Source organism: Geofilum rhodophaeum, from assembly GCF_002210225.1.
GTDB lineage: Bacteria > Bacteroidota > Bacteroidia > Bacteroidales > Marinilabiliaceae > Geofilum > Geofilum rhodophaeum.
The window spans coordinates 32136-51520 of the sequence record NZ_MWUJ01000003.1 but is presented as its reverse complement, the minus strand read 5'-3'; the positions used below and the strand labels follow the sequence as shown (position 1 = coordinate 51520).

Annotated in this window: 15 protein-coding genes; 8 read left to right on the top strand and 7 right to left on the bottom strand. The window is 50.6% G+C overall.

The features are described 5' to 3' along the window. Positions 1-156 precede the first annotated feature (156 nt). Together B4W65_RS04095 and B4W65_RS04090 are read left to right on the top strand one after the other, a co-directional pair. The gene (locus B4W65_RS04095) at positions 157-1752 is read left to right on the top strand and encodes a BCCT family transporter (RefSeq protein ID WP_088654055.1); all 1596 of its coding nucleotides are present in this window, start codon (positions 157-159) and stop codon (positions 1750-1752) included. Beyond that, positions 1749-2615, top strand: coding sequence for a universal stress protein (locus B4W65_RS04090; protein ID WP_088653853.1), 867 nt, complete (start codon positions 1749-1751; stop codon positions 2613-2615). The genes B4W65_RS04095 and B4W65_RS04090 overlap by 4 nt, the downstream gene beginning before the upstream one ends. Before the next feature lie 80 nt (positions 2616-2695). Here the strand turns inward: B4W65_RS04090 and B4W65_RS04085 are convergent, their stop codons facing one another. From B4W65_RS04085 to B4W65_RS04055, 7 genes are all read right to left on the bottom strand, one after another. Next, on the bottom strand, positions 2696-3718 hold the full coding sequence (locus tag B4W65_RS04085; protein ID WP_088653852.1) for an L-threonylcarbamoyladenylate synthase: 1023 nt from the start codon (positions 3716-3718) through the stop codon (positions 2696-2698). Then, on the bottom strand, positions 3718-4185 hold the full coding sequence (locus tag B4W65_RS04080) for an AIR carboxylase family protein (RefSeq protein WP_088653851.1): 468 nt from the start codon (positions 4183-4185) through the stop codon (positions 3718-3720). The genes B4W65_RS04085 and B4W65_RS04080 overlap by 1 nt, the downstream gene beginning before the upstream one ends. 78 nt (positions 4186-4263) lie before the next feature. Further along, positions 4264-6195: a DUF4914 family protein gene (locus tag B4W65_RS04075; protein WP_205741215.1), complete on the bottom strand. Its 1932-nt coding sequence runs from the start codon at positions 6193-6195 to the stop codon at positions 4264-4266. A 10-nt stretch (positions 6196-6205) separates the two neighbouring features. Next, on the bottom strand, positions 6206-6805 hold the full coding sequence (locus B4W65_RS04070) for a helix-turn-helix domain-containing protein (protein ID WP_088653850.1): 600 nt from the start codon (positions 6803-6805) through the stop codon (positions 6206-6208). A 101-nt stretch (positions 6806-6906) separates the two neighbouring features. Then, positions 6907-7899 carry an alpha/beta hydrolase family protein gene (locus B4W65_RS04065; RefSeq protein ID WP_088653849.1) on the bottom strand — a complete coding sequence of 331 codons (993 nt, stop codon included), beginning with the start codon at positions 7897-7899 and terminating at the stop codon, positions 6907-6909. Between the two features lie 13 nt (positions 7900-7912). Then, complete coding sequence (locus B4W65_RS04060) at positions 7913-8614, bottom strand: cytidylate kinase-like family protein (protein ID WP_088653848.1); 702 nt, start codon at positions 8612-8614, stop codon at positions 7913-7915. Positions 8615-8817: 203 nt separating this feature from the next. Beyond that, positions 8818-10221, bottom strand: coding sequence for a hypothetical protein (locus B4W65_RS04055; protein ID WP_088653847.1), 1404 nt, complete (start codon positions 10219-10221; stop codon positions 8818-8820). Positions 10222-10332: 111 nt separating this feature from the next. On the opposite strand from B4W65_RS04055, the gene B4W65_RS04050 reads away from it, so the two are divergent. From B4W65_RS04050 to B4W65_RS04025, 6 genes are all read left to right on the top strand, one after another. Further along, positions 10333-11904 (top strand): YfcC family protein, encoded by a 1572-nt coding sequence (locus B4W65_RS04050; RefSeq protein WP_205741214.1) that lies wholly within the window; start codon positions 10333-10335, stop codon positions 11902-11904. A 1-nt stretch (position 11905) separates the two neighbouring features. Beyond that, complete coding sequence (locus B4W65_RS04045; protein WP_088653846.1) at positions 11906-12439, top strand: NUDIX domain-containing protein; 534 nt, start codon at positions 11906-11908, stop codon at positions 12437-12439. 84 nt (positions 12440-12523) lie between these two features. Next, a complete protein-coding gene (locus tag B4W65_RS04040; protein ID WP_088653845.1) occupies positions 12524-13345 on the top strand; it encodes a universal stress protein in 822 nt (273 codons plus the stop codon). Between the two features lie 174 nt (positions 13346-13519). Beyond that, entirely contained in the window at positions 13520-15619 is a 2100-nt protein-coding gene (locus B4W65_RS04035; protein ID WP_088653844.1) for a peptide MFS transporter, read from the top strand. A gap of 55 nt (positions 15620-15674) precedes the next feature. After that, positions 15675-17240 carry an AbgT family transporter gene (locus B4W65_RS04030; RefSeq protein WP_088654052.1) on the top strand — a complete coding sequence of 522 codons (1566 nt, stop codon included), beginning with the start codon at positions 15675-15677 and terminating at the stop codon, positions 17238-17240. 60 nt (positions 17241-17300) lie between these two features. Next, complete coding sequence (locus tag B4W65_RS04025) at positions 17301-19352, top strand: alpha-amylase family protein (protein ID WP_146697701.1); 2052 nt, start codon at positions 17301-17303, stop codon at positions 19350-19352. The last annotated feature ends 33 nt before the right edge of the window (positions 19353-19385 follow it).

Sequence of the window (19385 nt, the reverse complement as noted above, 5' to 3'; positions counted from 1 at the left end):
TCCGACAAAATTAAAGATTTTTTTCGCCATTGCAGAATGCCCTCCTTTTTATTTCTAAAAAATCCTTGTGGGTTTTGTCTTCGTCGATTTTCTCCTTACTTTAATGTGGATATTTTTTGAGACCGGATTTTTATGCAAAACTAAATGCTGGGGTTTATGGGAAAGAAGAAGTACTTCGACATTCATGGACCGGTTTTTTGGCCGGCTTCCGTATTAATTGTACTGTTTATTGCAGTGACTTTGATTGTGGGCAGTCCCATGGCCAAAGTCTTCAGTACGGTACAAAGCAGCATTACAGATAATTTTGGCTGGTTGTTTATTGTGGCGGTAAATGCCTTTATTGTTTTTTGTCTTTATGTTGGCTTTGGACGCTTTGGCAAGATTCGACTGGGGGGCGACGATGCCGAAAAAGAGTTCAGCACCCCGGCCTGGTTTGCCATGCTGTTTAGTGCAGGCATGGGGATTGGTATTCTGTTCTGGGGCGTAGCTGAGCCGGTGACCCACTACATCAATCCCCCCTTTGGCCAAGGGCGAACCCTCGAGGCTGCTGAAAATGCCATGAACCTGACCTTTTTGCACTGGGGCTTTCATGCCTGGGGCATTTATGCGCTGGTGGGACTGGCTTTGGCTTTTTTTGCTTTTAACCGGAATCAGCCCCTGACCATTCGCTCCGTTTTTCTGCCGGTTTTGGGCAAGCGAGTGCATGGTCCCATTGGGAACATCATCGATGTTTTTGCAGTAATCGCCACCCTTTTTGGTCTGGCCACTTCGCTGGGTTTGGGGGTTACGCAGGTCAGTGGGGGACTCAATCACGTATTTGGTACGCCCAATACGGTGTGGATGCAGGTGGGCCTGATCATTGCCATTACCCTGGTGGCTACCGTTTCGGTGGTTACCGGCATCAAAAAGGGCGTGCGTATTCTTAGTGAATGGAATGTGCGCATTGCTGCGCTGCTGTTCATTCTGGTTCTGCTCCTGGGGCCCACCTTGTTTATCTTTAAGTCTTTTATTCAAAATGTAGGCAATTATTTGAATGAGATTCTGATGGTGTCGTCGTGGACCGAAGCTTACCGCGACCGGGGCTGGCAGGGCGGTTGGACCGTCTTTTACTGGGCCTGGTGGATTTCGTGGTCGCCTTTTGTTGGGATGTTTATTGCCCGTGTGAGTAAGGGGCGCACCATACGCGAATTTGTTTTTGGCGTTTTGCTGGTGCCTTCGGTGGTTATGTTTTTGTGGTTGACCGCCTTTGGTGGTTCTGCTGTGTTTTTCGACATTAAGGGGATCGCGCCCGGTATTGGAGACCGAATTATTGCCGATGAGTCCACCGCCCTGTTTGTCTTTTTTGAGCAGTTCCCCTGGAGTTCTTTGCTTTCGGTGATCGGCATATTGTTGGTGATCAGCTTTTTTGTCACCTCGTCGGACTCCGGTTCCCTGGTCATCGACAGCATTACTGCGGGCGGTAAACTGGATGCACCGGTGGGCCAACGGATATTCTGGGCCAACATTGAGGGAGCCGTTGCGGCGGTGTTGCTCTTGGGCGGCGGATTAACGGCTTTGCAAACAGCTGCAGTTTCAACCGGATTGCCCTTTCTCTTTGTGCTCCTGGTGATGATGTACAGTCTCTACCGGGGCTTGTCGTCCGAATTGACAAGGGCCGAATACCTGTCGAAAAGCCAGGATAAGAAATCCTATGAAAAGAAAATTGCCGGAATGATTGCCAAACGTTTAACCAAAAAGGAGGGACGGAAATGATATTGAAGAAAGTTGCCATTATGCTGGATTTGTCCGATATGGACCAGATTTTGCTTAATTATGTTCGGCGTTTACACGAAAACTACCAGTTTGAAGCTGTAAGCTTTGTTCATTTTATGGAGGTAGAGGAAATGCCGGAGGAAATTCTGAGTCTTTTTCCCGATTTGGATGAGCCCGTAGATGAGATGATTGCTGAAGAAATTCAGGAACAGGTAACGGAGACTTTTGTCGAAGGGGTCAACAGCAAGATTTATGTGCATACCGGGGGCGATATGCAGAAATTTCTGGGGTGGTTGGAGCAATCCGACTTCGACCTGGTGGTGCTGGGTAAGAAGGCTGCTCTGCACGGTTCCGGTATTTTTTCGAGCAAACTGGTTCGTTTGCTCGATGCCAATACCCTTTTTGTCACCGAAATGGCGCGTGGCGACATTCATCGGGTTATGGTGCCCATCGATTTTTCATCCTACACCAACAAGACTTTAAAAGTCGCCCGGGAGGCGGCTGAGGTACTTCAGGCGGAACTGCTGCCGGTGCATGCCGTTAAACTTAACCTGCATTATTATCCCTTGTTTAAGGATAAAAAGGAGCTCGAGCAGCACTTTATAAAGTCGACCCGCAAAAAGTTTGATAAGTTCAAGGAAAAATTAAAGTTGAAGGAAGACTGCAAATGTGTGGTACTGGAAGAGGATGCCCATGTTTCACGGGCCTTATACGATCAGGCTACTTTCAACAGTGCCGATTTGGTGGTGATTGGTAATAAAGGAAAAGCCGACAGCAATGATTTGCTGATCGGCTCAGTAGCCGAAAGGCTCATCTCTCACGAGAAGAGCATTCCGGTATTGATTGTAAAAAGCAGCAACTGATAAGCAGTTCTAGTACTTTAGCTTGCTTTATTCATAAGTTGTCGCAATAGATAATTTATGAATAATGTGCAGGTTAAGGTTTAGAGTTCCTGCTTTTGACGGGAAACTTCGTCGGCGGTCATGCCGTTTTGGTCTACAAAGTGACTGAAGCGGTAGGCCGCTTTTTTTAAGCGATCCATAATGGCCATGCCCAGTCCTTTCTCCACGACTTTTACGGCGTAAATCTGTTCTACCTCCGGGTCGTTTTCCAGGTCGTGCAGCGCTTGGAATAGTCCCGCCGCCGCTTCGGCCAAGTCGCCCGTGGGCGACAAGAGTACAATTTTTGATTGGGCATGCTCCGGCAGCTCATGGGGTTCCAGCAAGAGCAAAGCCGCATAATCGGGCAGCTTTTCAGGTACCTCATCGTACAAATAGAGTGGCGTGCGGGGCGAATAGTGGCTCTTGAGCTGACCCGGTGCCTGAATATGGTCCTCGGTATTGGAGTCCACCACCTTACAATCGGGAAAGTCGGCCTGCAGCTGATCGGCAGTAATGGCGCCGGGTCGCAAGACTTCAATGCTGTTGCGGTGAATGGTCACAATGGTGGATTCCAGACCAATATCGGTAATGCCGCCGTCGAGCAAATAGTCCACCCCCTTGAGTTGTGCCTTTACGTGCTCGGCACGGGTGGGACTCAGTCGCCCAAACAGATTGGCACTTGGGGCGGCAATAGGCACCCCCGCCTGCTTAATAAGTTTGCGCGCGACCTTATGCGCCGGCATGCGAACGGCCACGGTTTTTAGTCCCGCCGTTACAACAGCAGGAACCTTCCCCGTTTTGGGCGCCACAATGGTCAGTGGCCCCGGCCAGTATTTTTCGGCCAGTTGCAGCACCAGGGGCGATATTGGCTTTTTAAATACCGTCTCGAGTTGCTCCAGATCGGAAATGTGTAAAATAAGGGGATCGAATGAGGGGCGTTGTTTTGCTTCAAATATTTTGGCTACAGCTTTTGCATCCAGTCCGTTCGCTCCCAATCCGTAAACTGTTTCGGTAGGGAAGGCAACCAACTTACCTTCCCTGATAAGTTTTGAAGCAAAAATGATGTCTTTTCCTGATTTGATCATTAGAGCAGCTCCTTGTTGTCGTTCTCCAGTTTTTGACGTTGAGCCTCTTGATGAGCCATCACTTTTTTACGCACGTCCTCGTTGCTGAGGCCGATGATTTTGGCCGCTGCCAAAGCAGCGTTATCGGGTTCGAGTACCACCATAGGCGCTACGCCCGAAGGCATGCGCAAGCTGGAGTACACATCGTTTCCGGCAAATTTGTCGCCGTAGGGGGGACAAGCAATTACCGGGCAGTGGGTCTGGGCATCGCTGAATCCGCTCAGCGCGTTGCTTCGACCGGCAACAGTTACAAATACCACCTGCTCCTTTTCAAACTCGCGAATGATGTCGAGGCACTTCAGGGGCACTTTGTGGGCAGATGCAATGCGCATGAGGGCAGGAACGCCCAGCGACTCAGCCGCCTTGGCTATCTTGGTCGACCATTCCAGGTCGGCCTTGGAGCCCATAATGATAACAACTTTACTCATGTTGTGTAATTGGTGTTTATTGGTAATGGAATGAAAGGAGCACGCCTGTCGTTCGACAGGCGTGCAAAGAAATCTTATTTATTTTTTCTTTTCTTTTTTCTCCTTCTTCAAAAAGGCATACTTAAACTCCATCGGCAGCAACTGGTTGTATTCCTCAACGGAAGCCCCGTTGAGACAGGCCTCGATGATTTGGCGACCCAGGGGCAGCAAATCGGGCTGCAGGTACTGGGGCAATTCCTTGCGGAAGAAATCGTAAAGAATTTCTGCACCCTTGTCGTAACCTTCTTCGCCCACCTCATCCTGCTTGTAAACCTTCAGGAAGCGTGAAGGCACCTTGTTGCCCTCAATGGTCAGGTAGTTCAGCTCGTAACCCAACAATGGAGAGCGGGCCGGTTGATATTGCTCAGAACGCAGTTTGGCATTTCCTCTGCGGGTCAGGTACTCGCGCATCAGCAACTGCGGCTTAAAGCCTACCTTCCACATACCAATGTGCTGGTTGGGCGTGAGGGTGTAACGCACCCGGGGTGAGTTGATGATTTGTTCGAGCAGCAGGTTGGCCTGCTTCACTTTTTGACCGGTGGCAAAGGGCCAGTAAGAGCCTACGCCTTCGCTGGCCATACTTCCGTCGCTGGTGATGCTGGGATTGGCGTGTCCACGCGGACTGACCAAACGCCACAGCCAAGCCAATGCAGGGGGCAGAATGTGGAAGATGCCTAAAATACCGTAAGAGGGGTTTTCTTTGGAGGTAGGTGGGGTGCGCACCCCAAAGCTGCGCACATCGATGGTAACCGGGCGCTTGAGTACGCCGTGAATGTCCTCACGCGGAATGATTACCCTGGGATTGGGACATCTCTTTCCGGGCTCGTCTTCGATGTGGTTCCAGATCATGGCTGTTCCATTGGGGTTGGTGTCGATGTTGAGGAACAGCAAGGGCTCGGGGGGATTCATGGTAACCCGCTCCAGGGCCGGATCGTCGCCGTAGTTGTTGACCCCGTCCACCCGAATAAACCAGGCGTTTTCGGCATCGGCAACCGATAATTTGCCGTTGTTTTTTTGGTAAGAGGGGTGGCAGAGTGCCATGTCGTCGGTCACCGGATTAAAGGTGCAGAAAAGCGGTATGTTGATCAGGCGCTCCTCACCGGTAACCATATTGTAACCGATTTTGACCTGCCCATTGGGCTCGCGGGGTACAAATTGCAGCATTTCACTCTTTCCGCCTCCACTGGCCCCTTCATGCATAAAGTTGGTGCTGTTGTCGTAAGGGTTGATGACCTGAACGGTAGAACAGTGGGTGGTAATCCATCCCTCTTTTTCTCCTTCGTCAAGCAAAACACTGTACAAGCCCTTTTTGGCACTGGGACCGGGATAAAGGTTGTATGAGAAGATCTCATGAATGTCGTCCAGACGATTGTGAACCACTCTTTGCTTGCCATCAAAATGGGTGTGGCGGAATGGGGGGGCCACATAAATGACTGAATTCAGTTTGAAATCCTCCTGCAATTGATCAATGTGCATGATCTTTTGCAGAAAGGCCAGTCCTAATGCAAAGAACCCGGCGTTTGCAGGAGCGATGGCAATGCCTCCGGCACCTACGGGGTAGCTGCCTGCCCAAAACAGGAAAACAGCCAGTTCCTGACCTTTCAGCCAGTCAAAAGTTTCCGTTCTCAGTCCGTCGAACTCTTTGTCAAAAACATCGCGATAATGCGTTTTATCGGTGGGTTTACTGTCGGCAATCAACATGGAGTTGGGGTCACGCCGACGCATATAAGCCTCGGTATAGTTGGCTGATATGCCGTTAGAAACTTTGTGAACGACAGCTTCAACATATTCGCCCTTTCCGGGAACATCGTATTTAACTTCAAAAGTGGCGTTTTCTTCACCGTTGGTGGAGGCCACAATTAATTCGTCCGTGGTGTTGAAGAAATGCACTTTGGGAGCATTGTTCAAGATGTCTTTGATCTGGTCGGGAACCTTAATTCCTTTTTTTTCCAGCGTTGTAATCATGCTCATTTTTCTGTGTTTATGGTTTATTTGAAATTATTTCTGTAACTGCCAGGCTCTGTTCAAAGCGCGGATCGGGTGGTGTAAGCACCCAAAGCAGTTGTGCCGGCTCCGACGTTTCGTTAAACGCCCTTCTCTTTTTAAAAGAATTGTAATAAAGACTGTCGCCGGCTTGTAAATGAAAATTCTCTTTATCTACGGTAAAGTTCAATTCTCCACTGATCAGGTAGCAAAACTCTTGTCCTGCGTGGGCTTCAAAAAACTCCTCCGCTGAGCTTCCTCCGGGAAACTCCATCAGATAGGTGCCCATTTGCTTTCCTGTTTCGTGATGGGAAAGGGAGTAAAGATTTACACCTCCTGAATTCTTTCTAATAAAACGTTTTTCACCGGCTCCCAGGTAAGGCGAATGTTTGATGGTTTCGTTTTCTCCTATCAATTCGCCCACAGTTATGTGGAGTGCCGTGGCCACCGCTTTCAGAGTAAGGATGCTGGGAAAAGCTTTGGCGTTTTCAATTTGTGAAAGGGCACTGGCACTAATTCCTGCCTTCTGGGCTACTTCTCCCAGCGACATGTGCAAAGCTTCCCTTCTGTTTCGTATGCGCCCTCCTAAGCGATTCATATCGTCAGTTCTGTGTGTATCAAAATGGTATGTGAATCACAAAACTAACTATTAAATATGGCTTAACAATTTAACCCGCTCTTAATAAGTATTAAAAAAACTTACAAAAGTATTATTTCCTGCATAAAATCGTCCATCCATTGCACGGTTGTTTCAAACCAGGGATGGAACAACCAGAAGGTGTGTGGGCAACTCTCATGTTGGTGTTTTCTGCTGGGTATGTCGTATTTATTCAGTTGTTCAATCAGGTCGTCACGTCCGGCTCCAAAGCGCGGTAACGAGCTGTTGATGAATAGGAAGGGTGCAGAGTTTTTGTTGATGTGTGTAAGGGCTGAGGCTTCTTTCCAGCGCTCCGGGTTTTCATGCGCGGCACTGCCCAGCCACCGAGTGGCAGCCGAGGGTTTGCCGGGCCGGTCCATCCCCTCACTTGAGTCGGGATGCAAAAAGGCCAGCACGCCATCGATGTTGATGACGCCTTGCACTTCGCCACTATAGGCTGCATACTTGGGAGTTGTGAACAAGTCGCTTTGGTTGTTGATGCTGCCCAGAAGACTGACCAGCTGGGCACCGGCTGAGGTGCCTTCCAGAACAACCTTTTCGGGGTCAAAAGGATAGGTGTCGGCCATGGCACGAACCCACTTAATGGCTGTAACCAAATCAATTAAAGCGGCCGGATAGCCGGCTTCAGGTGAAAGGCGGTATTCCACACAAACAGCTGCGTACCCTCTGCGAGCCATTTCAAAGGCCAGGGGATGCTCCATGCTTTTGTTGCCGCTGCTCCAGCCACCGCCATGAACAAAGAGGATGACCGGCATTTTGTCCGCAGCGCGTTCGCTTAAAAAAACGATGTCGGCATGCAGTTGACGTTGTCCGTAGGAAGTGTACACCACATCTCTGTGCAGGCTCAACATGCTGGTGTCGCCAACTTCGGCCAGGCTAATGTCGGGGTGATGTTTCAGCTGTTTGGTCAATTCGCGCCGGAGGGTAAAAGAACTGTCCACCGGAAAGGCAGATTGGGCTCCTAGCGCAGAAAATCCCAGCCAGAGCCAGCCTGTTAAAAATATTTGAAGGATGTTGCGTGTTATAAAGGTCATAAAGATTTTCCCATTAAACGAAGCCACGTGTTTCGGTCAGAATGATGATGGCCTCAACGATTTCCTCATCGCTAAGGGTGGCCACATTGAAGAACATATCGAAAAAGTCGATGTCGGGGCGCTCTTTTTCAAAATAATTGCGAAACTGGCTGCGTCGTTTGTCCATCTCCAGCGCTTCCTTTTTAGCGTCGGCCAGACTCATTCCGTAGGCTGTTGCAACCTGTTCGGCCCGCCACTCCATAGGCGCCTGAAGTTTTATATGCAGAGATTTTTCAAAGTTCTTGGTGATGGACTCGGCTGCCCTTCCCACAATAACCACATGCCCTTCGGCCGCGGCATTATAAATGAAGCGCGCAATGGTGTTTTTAATTTTCACATCGCCGGGGTAAAACTCATCGGAGAAAAACAACGCAAGGTTTTCGAAAAAGCCTCGTGTGCGGTAATCGGATAAGTCCTGAATGAGCGTGGGAGAAAGCTTTAATTCGCGGGCCGATTCTTCAATGATCTCCTTGCTGATCCACTTCCACTCCGTTTCACGGCCCATGCGTAGATTTTTTTCGCTCAGGGTTTCAGCCAATTTACGCGCAATACGCCTGCCGGGACAACCGTAGTCACGCGAAATGGTAATCACCGGGCCCGGCGCATGGAAGTTGGGGCCTGTGCTTTTGCGTTTGCCGCTGCGCTCGCGCATGTACTTTAGAAACAGATTGTCCATATCTGGTTAAAGTTTTAATACAGCAAAATACTAAGAATCGCGCAATAATCAAAAATGCAGGCATAAAAAAAAGGACAGATTTAAAAATCTGTCCTTTCCCCTTAAATCAGCCTTTGTTAACCAAATCCAAATCTATGAAAAAAAATCTACGACAAAGATAAGGTGCTTTTCAGTAAAAGAGATTAAAAACAAGTTAAATTGCGTTAATACTCAGGGTTGTAGGTTTCCATGCGTCGGGCTATTTGCAAACCTGCTGCACCCAAAAGGTTCGACATCAGGGCAGAGCCTGTGCGGAATTCGCGCTTGTTGGTAAAAAGTTGGTGGAGTTCGGCTACTGAGTTGCTGTTGTCGTAGATCTTATCGCTTTCCAGATCTCGTTCGGCATGGGTCCAGCTGCCTGGTACCAACTCTTTGTAGTTGACTGCCGATTCGGCATAATGCAATACGTCCTGGTCGCTGAATTCCAGGTAATCGGTCAGCACAATCATGCCGGTGTTCAAATTCAAGAGCGAAAACTCCACGCGCAAAACAGCACTGCTTTGTTGGGTGACTTCGGTATAAGTGGCTTTTTGGTATTCGGTAATTGTTTGTTTTCGTCCGTCGGTGCTTACTTCCTTGTTCACCTTACGCCAGGCCGTTTGTCTGGTTCGGGCCGGTTTGCCGTTTTGTTCCTTGTAATCGACAATCCGGGACATCAGTATGTGGTCGGCCGAAAGTCGCACTCCGGCACTTTTTAATAAGGCCAGAACAATGGAGGGGTCGTTGATGACACTTATCTGGGGCAGGTTGTTCAGCAAAGGGTCGTTTACCACCTTATAAAAGGGCAGGGGTAAAGCGGCAATTTCGCTTAAGGTATTGGTACGCAGGTTGGCCGCTGCGGCTTGTTCCATTGCGCCCCTTGGGGCATAGAAAGGCAAAACAGCCAGGGTAATGGTAGCCCCTTCGAGGGCTACTTCGCGCAATTCTACCGCATCCTTGTAGGGGCCATTTTCGCTCAGAAGGTTGTTGAAGGCCACAAAGGCCCTGCGATACAGGCGACTGTTCATAAAAGTCAGCCCCTCGCGGTACCTGGGTTCGTAGCGTGCGGTGGTCCATAAGGCCTGCACATCTTTGTAGGCGGCATCAATATCCAAAATTTCGGCAAAATGCTGCTCGGCGGTAGCAAAAGCTTCCGCATCGAGTTGGCGCAATCCCTCTTGGTACAGTTCCGCCAGATACTTGCTGCGTACTTCGTGGTAAGTCCGCTGATGATTGCCACTGAAGTCCAGCCGAACCCCCAGGTTGGCTGCACTTTCCTGGAAGCGTTCTGCTTCGAGGTAGGCGTACACCGCATCGCGGTAGCGCTGGTTGTTGTAGTGCGATTGAAAATCGCCGAGTCGTTGTTCCAATACCTGCTGCCCGGTCCTCTTCAGCCCCAGTTTTGCGTCGATGTTGTCGCGGTTGGCCGAGAGGGACCGCATATACGATTGTGCGGCATCTTCAAACAGGCCGGCTTCGTCGTAGGCCAGAGCTGTTTTCAGATGCTTTTTGGAGGCGCAGCCGCCCAACAGCAGGGCCGACAGAAGTGTCAGCAGGGTCATTTTTAATAAAAATCCGGTGTGTTGCATTGCTGTAGTTTTGGATGAAATCTGCTGTTTCTACGAAAAAGAGTCCTGCAGGTTTGCTTTTTCTTAATTCAGCAGAAAGCCTTACTTTTGAAACCCTCAAAAAGAATTGCTATGCTGAAGAAAGTTCCGCACACCTATGTTATTGTGTTTTTTCTGATTGTGCTGTCGGCCCTGGCCACCTGGCTGGTGCCAGGCGGCACCTATGTAACTCCCGAAGAGGGTGGCATGCCTGTGTTTCAATCGGCCGACAGCCAGCCGCAAACCTGGGAAGTGTTTGCAGCGCTGTTTATGGGCTTTGAGCGCCAGGCCGGCATCATCATCTTCATACTGATGATTGGCGGTGCTTTTTGGATCATGAACGATTCCCGGGCCATTGATGTCGGCATACGTGCCTTTTTGAAGTTTACCGTCCGGCTCGAAAGGTATGCGCTGATGCGTCGCCTGGGTACCGGCAACCTGGTCATTGTACTGGTTATGCTCATGTTCTCCGTTTTTGGGGCCGTTTTTGGTATGAGCGAAGAAACCATCGCCTTTATCATCATAATAGTGCCCCTGGCCATTTCCATGGGCTACGACTCCATTACCGGAGTAGCCATGGTTTTTGTGGCAGCAGGACTGGGCTTTGCCGGAGCCGTGCTCAATCCCTTTACCATTGGTATTGCACAGGGTTTGGCCGATTTGCCCTTGTTTTCGGGTTTTGAATACCGTCTGGTGGCCTGGTTGGTGATCAATGCGGTGGGGATCAGCTATATTTTGTGGTACGCCGCCAGGGTGCGGCGCACCCCCGAGCGGTCGCCCGTTTACCACGAAGATGCCTACTGGCGCGCGCAGCTGCACTTGCAGGAAGAAGGGGAAGAAGCAGGCACCCACAAAGCCGCCTGGTACACCTGGGGACTCAGTCTCCTGGCCCTTATTGCCTTTTCCTTTGCTTATCCCCAATCCACCCTGGCTATGGGAAGCGGGGATGGCTTTACCGGACCGGTACTGCCTTTACTCACTTTAGCTTATGCGGTCACCGGTTTTTTGGCGCTGCGTGTTTCCTCGCCCGTTTTTGTGCTTAATTTACTGGCTTACACCATTGTTTTTCTGATTGTTGGCGTAATGGGCTACCAGTGGTACATCATGGAGATTGCCGCCTTGTTTTTTGCCATGGGCATTTTATCCGGAGCCGCCATGGGCAAGAGTCCCGATACCATTACCCGCCTGTTTTTGACCGGAGCCGGAGACATATTGTCGGCCGCCCTGATTGTCGGCCTGGCCGGAGGCATCATTGTGATTTTAGAGGAGGGGCAAATCATACACACCATATTGCACGCCATGGCCGGAGGCATGAGCGATATGGGAGACGTGGCTTCGGTAGGCATTATGTACGTCATCCAAACCATCATCAATGTGGTCATTCCCAGCGGATCGGCCAAAGCCGCATTAACAATGCCCATTATGGCGCCTTTCAGCGATCTGATTGGACTCTCGCGTCAGGCCACCGTGCTGGCCTTTCAGTTTGGAGATGGGTTTACCAATATGATTACCCCTACCTCGGGGGTGTTGATTGGCGTTTTGGGCGTAGCCAAAATACCCTATGTCAAATGGGTACGCTGGATGGCTCCCCTGATGCTTGTTTTGGTTTTGCTTGGTTTTTTACTGCTGATCCCTACCGTTACCCTTAAGCTCAATGGCTTTTAGTATGACACCTACATCTCCTGAGACCGTTTTTCGTTTCTGTCCCCGTTGCGGCAGTCGGGCCTTTACAGCCCAAGCCGACCGGTCCTTTCGCTGCAGCGATTGTGCCTTTCACCTCTACGTGAATGCCGCCGCGGCGGTAGCCGCCCTCATTGTAAACGAAAAAGGAGAGCTGTTACTCACCCAACGTGCGCTCGATCCGCAAAAAGGCCTGCTTGATCTCCCCGGGGGCTTTGTCGATCCCGGCGAAGGTGCAGAACAGGCCCTGTTGCGCGAAATCAAAGAGGAATTAAATTTGGAGGTGGACCACTACCGTTTTTTGGCTTCCTATCCCAATGAGTATGTGTTTGGCGGACTCAGCGTTTATACCGCCGATTTGGCCTTTGAGTGTCGCGTAAGCAGTTTTGAAGGGATCAGCTGGGGCGACGACATCAGCGGCTATCTTTTTATTGCCCCCGAAGTACTTGATTTTTCGTTGATTTGCAGCGAGAGCATACGACAAATAATACGCCATTGGCAGCGTGAGCGGGGCCACTGATTTTTTTGGCAAAGGGGTTTGCATTTACAGGCTAAAGGTTTTAACTTGATAAACAAAGACCAAATCGCCTAAATCCTTTGTGCCATGAAGCATGTATTCTTACTTACCGACTTTTCTGAGACCGCCCGCCACGCAGCATTGTATGCCCTGACAATTTTTGAAGGCCGAGGCTTTCATTTTCACTTGCTCAATGCCTACGATGTGGAGTTCAGTGGCAGTCCCTACATTACCCGTGTTAAAGAAGAAATGGCAGAAGAAAGCCGAAAAGGACTGCGGCGTGAACTGGCTTCGCTGCACCATCAGTTTCCTAACGTAGCCATCAATGTGGTATCTCGTTATGGTCCCCTGGTGGACGTGTTGCTGCGGGAAGAAGGTGCCGAGTTTACCCGACCCGATTTTCTGGTGATGGGCTGTCGTGGCGAAAGTGCTTTAGAAAATTTTTTGTTGGGCAGTACAGCTTTTGACGTGATTAAACACGTTCAATTACCGGTCCTGGCCATTCCGCGGGAAACCCCCTTGCAAAAGCCCCGAAGAATGGTCTTCGCCACCGATTTAAAGACCTTGAATCAGGAAATGGCCAAGCCCCTTTTTGAACTGGTGAGTGCCTTCAACAGCGAACTGCTCTTTGCGCATGTCCTCGACAATGAGTATTTGAATCACCTGGAAGCCGAAGAGCGCATTGCTGCATATTTTCCGGGCATAAAACTGAGCTTCCACTTTTTAGACGGCGAGGATGTGTGTCGGAGCGTCTGCGATTTTTCTGAAGAGCAGGGCGCCGATTTGGTGGCCATGGTGCGGCACAATTACAGTTTTTTTGAGCGCCTTTTTCATCCCAGTATCACCCGGAAAATGGTTCTACATCCCCATTATCCCCTGTTTGTTTTGCATGCCGGCAGGCAGGCCTGATATGGCGTTGAATCTTTATGTTTTGAGCCCCTGGGGCGGTTGCAGCAACCGCCCCTTTTTCAGTAATAAATGACATTTATTAGGCACAAACTCTTTAATTTATCTTATTTTTGACTTCCAAAATAAAAATGTTGTTGCTTTCGTTGGTCGAAAGTTTTAATTCGTTACAGCTTTATGGGAAAAACACATCCTAAAGGCTTATACAGCCTTTTCTTTACTGAAATGTGGGAACGTTTCAGCTATTATGGCATGCGGGCCATTCTGATTTTGTACATGACCCGACAGATTTTGTATGGCGACTCAGAGGCCTATGGTATTTATGCCGCCTATGCCGCCCTGGTATATGCCACCCCCTTTATTGGCGGGGTCATTGCCGATCAGATTTTGGGTTATAGGAAGAGCATCTACCTGGGTGGGGTGTTGATGGCTATTGGTTTGTTTATGATGACCGTAGAGTCGGAGTTCTACCTTTTTGGGGGACTCGCTTTCCTGATCATGGGCAACGGCTTTTTTAAGCCCAACATATCCTCCATGGTGGGTAAGCTTTATAAAGAAGGGGATGCACGCAGAGACGGCGGATTCACCATCTTTTATATGGGCATTAATCTGGGTGCTTTTTTCTCCCCCCTTACCTGTGGTCTCATTGGAGAGATTTACGGCTGGCACTACGGTTTCGGCTTAGCTGGTTTGGGCATGATCATGGGCTTGTTGGTGTTTTGGCGGGGACAAAAAAACTTTGAACCTGAAAACGGAGCGGCTCCCCAACCCGAGTTGCTGAAGAAGCCTGTTTTTGCGGGACTCAGTCGCGAATGGCTCATTTACATCGGCTCCTTTGTGGTAGTACCCTTGTTGGGCCTCCTGCTTTGGAACTACCACCTGATGAATTATATTTTTACCCCCTTTGTAATTGCGGTATTTGTCGGTCTCATCGTGATGTCGCTGCGCATGACCAAGGTCGAGCGGGAGCGCATCTGGGTCATCATAGTTTTGGCCTTCTTTACCATCACTTTCTGGGCCTTTTTTGAGCAGGCCGGCAGCTCCATCACCTTGTTTACCGACCTCAACGTAAACCGCGAGATCTTTGGGTTTACCATACCCACCTCGGTATACCAGTCGGTCAACCCCCTCTTCATCATTATGCTGGCGCCCATTTTCTCCTCTTTGTGGCTGGCTTTGGCACGGCGCGATCGGGAGCCCAATACCATCATTAAGTTTGCCATGGGTTTGTTCAGTCTGGGTATTGGTTTTGGCGCCTTTGTTTTGGGGGCTTCCATGGCCGGTGCCGACGGTAAAGTCGCCATGCTGTTCCTCTTCCTGGGTTACTTTTTGCACACCGCCGGAGAACTTTGTATTTCACCCGTAGGCTTGTCTATGGTTACCCGTTTGGCTCCGGCCCGTCTGGTCGCCATGGTGATGGGTGCCTGGTTTTTATCTATTGCCATGGCCCAGCATTTGGGAGGTACCATTGCCAAATTGACCTCTACCGAGCGTTTTATGGAAAGCGGCTTAAAATATGAAGCACCTGCCGGATTTGAAGGTGTGGATGCACTGCAAGTGCGTGCCTTCTATGTACACGAAGGCGACACCCTCTACTCCGATCCCCTGTCGGTTGCCGTGCAGGCCACGCCCGATGTAGCCGAAGCCGAGTATGCGAAGGAGGAGGTGTATTACCTGCACCGTGCCCTGGCACCCGGTGAGACAGTGGCCATCAATCTGCGTTTGGGCAATCTTGATCCCACCGGTGATTTGACCACCCTGGAGATGAAAGCCCAATCTCAGTGGGGCAGCTATACCCTGAATGGCGACACGCTGGTTTATCGGGCGGCCAACCTGCCCGATTCCCTGGCCGGAACCCTGGTGCGCGATACCCTGATGTATAGGGTGTTTGAAACCGATAAGCCGGAGAACAGCACCGATGTAGCCCTGGTTTTGGCCTTGGGCGAGCGCGGTCTGCATCAGCCCCTCCTGCGCAACAGCAGCATGCAGGTAAGCGTGCCTCAAGCCACCGCCATTAAAAAGTCGGTGAACACCATCAACGTAATGGGTCAGTTTTATACCCCCAATGGGGATGCCCTTCAATTGCAAATGGTGCAGGAGCCCGCCGCCGGTTTTGCCGAGTTTGGGAAAATGCTGCACGCCTTTGTTGGTCCCACCAAAACCATACACATTTACAGTCGGGTATTTTACTACCTGTTTTTAACCGCGATGGCCGCAGGAGTCCTTATTCTGGTGGTATCCCCCATCCTTAAAAAATGGATGCACGGCGAACATTGATTGATTTAACAAAGACTAATGCAGGTTGCCCATGGCGACCTACAAATTGAATTTTATGAGTGAGATTAAGGAAAAGAAGGAGGGATTTTTTAAGCGTCTGCTCGACAAAGTAGAGGTGGTGGGCAATAAGCTGCCCCAGCCGGTGACTTTGTTTGCGATTTTAATGGGCGTAGTTTTGGTGCTTTCATGGATTTTTGGCGGAGTAACCGTGCTCAAGCCTGGTACCGGCGGGGCTACCGGACTGGAAGAGCAGTTTATAACGGTACAAAACCTATTAACCAAAGAAGGTTTTCAGCGCATTTTTACCAGCATGGTCGATGTGTTTGCCAGTTTCCCACCCCTGGGACTGGTCTTGGTGGTAATGCTGGGAATCGGAGTGGCCGAACATACCGGTATGATTGCCGTAGCCCTTAAAGTCTTTGTCAGTAAAGTGCCCAAGTACCTGATTACCTTCTCGATTGTAGTAGCCGGTATGGTCAGCTCCGTAGCCGCCGATGCCGGGTACGTGGTATTGATACCTATGGGGGCCGCTATTTTTATGGGCATGGGCAGACATCCCCTTGCCGGTATTGCAGCCGCTTTTGCCGGTGTTTCAGGTGGCTTTGGGGCCAACTTTTTACCTACGGGCCTGGATCCCATGATTGCCGCCTTTACCGAGCCGGCCGCCAACCTGATCGATCCCAACTATACCGTTAATCCACTTTCCAACTGGTACCTGATGGCTGCTTCGGTGCCCCTGGTGGGATTGGCAGGGACCTGGGTGACGGAAAAAATCATTATTCCCCGTTTGGGACCCTATCGCGCCGAGGAAGGTTTGGAAGTGGAAAAGCAGACCAACGAAGTGAGTCGTGGAGAAAAGAAAGCCCTTTTGTGGTCCCTGATTTCGGTCCTGGTAATGATTGTGTTGGTAGTCGGAGCCATTGTGCCCGAAAACGGCTTGCTTCGGGGCGAGGTAGATCCCCTGACCGGTTCGGCCAGCTTTACCCCTTTCTACAATTCCCTGGTGCCCATCATGTTTTTGATCTTTTTTGTAGGGGGGCTTGTTTACGGTATTGCTGCCAAAACCATTCGCAACGATAAAGACGTGTCGGACATGACCGCCAAATCTATGTCGACCATGGGGCTGTACATTGTTATTGCCTTTGTCGCCGCTCAGTTTGTGGCCTATTTCAACTGGTCGAACCTGGGGAGTGTTTTGGCGGTTAAAGGGTCGGAGGGCCTCAACGCCATTGGTTTCACGGGCACGCCCCTGCTGGTCGCTTTCATCTTAATTGCCTCGCTGGTTAATCTGGTTATGGGCAGCGCCTCGGCCAAATGGGCCCTGCTGGCGCCCATTTTCGTGCCCATGCTCATGCTGATGGGCTATTCTCCGGAAACCACCCAGGCGGCCTACCGTATTGGCGATTCCTATTCGAACATCCTTACCCCGCTCTTGCCCTACTTCCCGCTGGTCATTGTTTTTGCCCAAAAGTACGTGAAGAATGTGGGGATAGGCACCCTTATTTCATTGATGTTGCCCTATTCCATTGCTTTTATGGTGGTGCGCATCCCGATGTTTGTGGCCTGGATTTGGATGAACCTGCCCCTGGGCGTTGAAGGCCCCATCTACTACCAGCCCTAATATTGACCAAACACCTTTGATTTTGTCTGACTTTGGTAAACATAACAAAAGTTTGTTGCCATGCACAGATTCCTTACGTCCAGACTCAAGTCCCAAACCTACGTCGGGTTGTTTTTTGTGGCTTGTTTTCTTTTTCCCCACGGGGTGCTGCAGGCCCAAAACGATGTGATGTTGCAGGGTTTTTATTGGGATGTGCCCGTAGATGCCGAAAACAAAAATGGGCAGTGGTGGAATACCCTCAGGACCCAGACCGAAGAATTCAAAAGCTGGGGCATTACCGGTATCTGGGTGCCTTCTCCCGCCAAAGGGAACTGGGGCATTTACGACATGGGATACGGCATTTACGACCATTACGATTTGGGGAACTACGACCAGAAAGGCAGTGTGGAAACCCGTTTTGGGAGCCGCGCCGAACTGGAGCAAATGCTGGCGGCCATGCACGATACCGCACAAGGGCAGCACAGGGTGGAGGTGTATGCCGACATTGTGCTCAATCACATATATGGTGGTGAAGACAATCTCGAACCCAATCCTGCCGTAAAAGCCTATGTGTTTGATGAAGCCAGGCGGCACGGAAAGCAGTTTACGCCTTATCCCACCAATGAAGTGCTTTGGCGCCTGCCCAAAGCCGCTGCCGGGGATTATTACTTGAAAATAAAAGGTTATCGGCTCAATTACGAGGCAGAGCCCGCGGTTAGAGCCTACGATTTGCAGATTGATTATCAAGCTTCGGGATGGAACGACAGCTACACCTGGGAGTTGGAACCCAACAATGGGGCTGGAGGCCATCAGGGCTTTCCGGGATCGGGACAAACGCTGCGTGCTTTCATCCAGGATGAGCACGATGTGGATGTGTTCAAGGTGTCTGTACCGGGCGGACAGGATTTGGTGTTTCGCCTGAGTCCCCGCTTCAGTCACCAAACAGGCTGGTGGTCGGGCGACCCCACCCATGGCTATTATCCTTTTGAGTTGTGGTATGAGGGCAAGGACCTGGCCTCAACCCACTTGCAGGCCATGACCACCACCGCCTTGTCCTACCCGCCCAAAACCGGAAACGGGGAAGTGGATTTAAGCTGGAACTACCGACACTTTCACCCTGCAGACGACAACGATTGGCTGGGCGATTGGGGGGAAGGAGACGGACTCATTACCAATACCAAAGGCTTTGGGAACGATCTGAATACGTTTGATTCAGAAGTACAGCAGCGTATGAACGATTGGGGGGTGTGGCTGACTCGCAAGCTGGACTTTGATGGTTACCGACTCGATTTTGTACGTGGCTTTCAGTGCGAGTTTGCTGCATCCTGGATTAAAAGCATTCCCCTGAAAGACGGTCGCCAGCGCTTTGTTGTCGGGGAATATTGGGGCGGAGCTCAGAGTATTCGACAATGGGTTAATGCCCTGGCTGAACTGGGTGCCGATGCCGATGTCTTTGATTTTCCGCTGAAAGCCACCCTGACCGAAATGTGCAACGGGGATGCCCAATTTGATATGCGTCGTCTTAATCACGCCGGATTGGTTCGCAACAACGAGGGGCACGGACTTTCGGGCACTTCTGTCGTTACTTTTTTGGAGAACCACGACACGGGTAAGGAACACGACAAATGGGTGCATAAAGACTGGGGCTTGGGTTATGCCTATATATTAACGCACGAAGGACGCCCCTGCGTTTTCTATCCCCACTTGTTTGGCCTCAGTTTGGTGGACTACCATGTGCCCGGGAAGTCGGTCGAACTTCCCCCTGCTTTGCAGGCGGAAGTAGTGGCGCTCATTGACCTGCGTCGCACCTACCTGGATGGGGGTCTGGAAGTGTTGAGCGCAATGGGACAGCCTTATCCTGCGGAGGATGCCCGTCATGTTTATGTGGCCCGCAGGGGAGGGGCTGCCGGCAAGGAAGGCGGCATCATTGTGCTCAATAACGCTTCGGAAGAAAAGGGTTTGTGGGTCGATTCGTCTCCTGAGGGTTGGCGTTCCTGGTCCGGCGAAACCCTGGTGAATGTGCGCAACCCGCAAGAAAAGGTGCAGGTGCAGGTCGATGGTCGTGTTTTTGTCCAGGCGCCCCCCAGATCCTACGCCTTTTTTGTCCCACAAAAAGATTTGTCCCTGCCCTAGGCTTACTCCGCAGATATTTGTTAAATTTGTTGT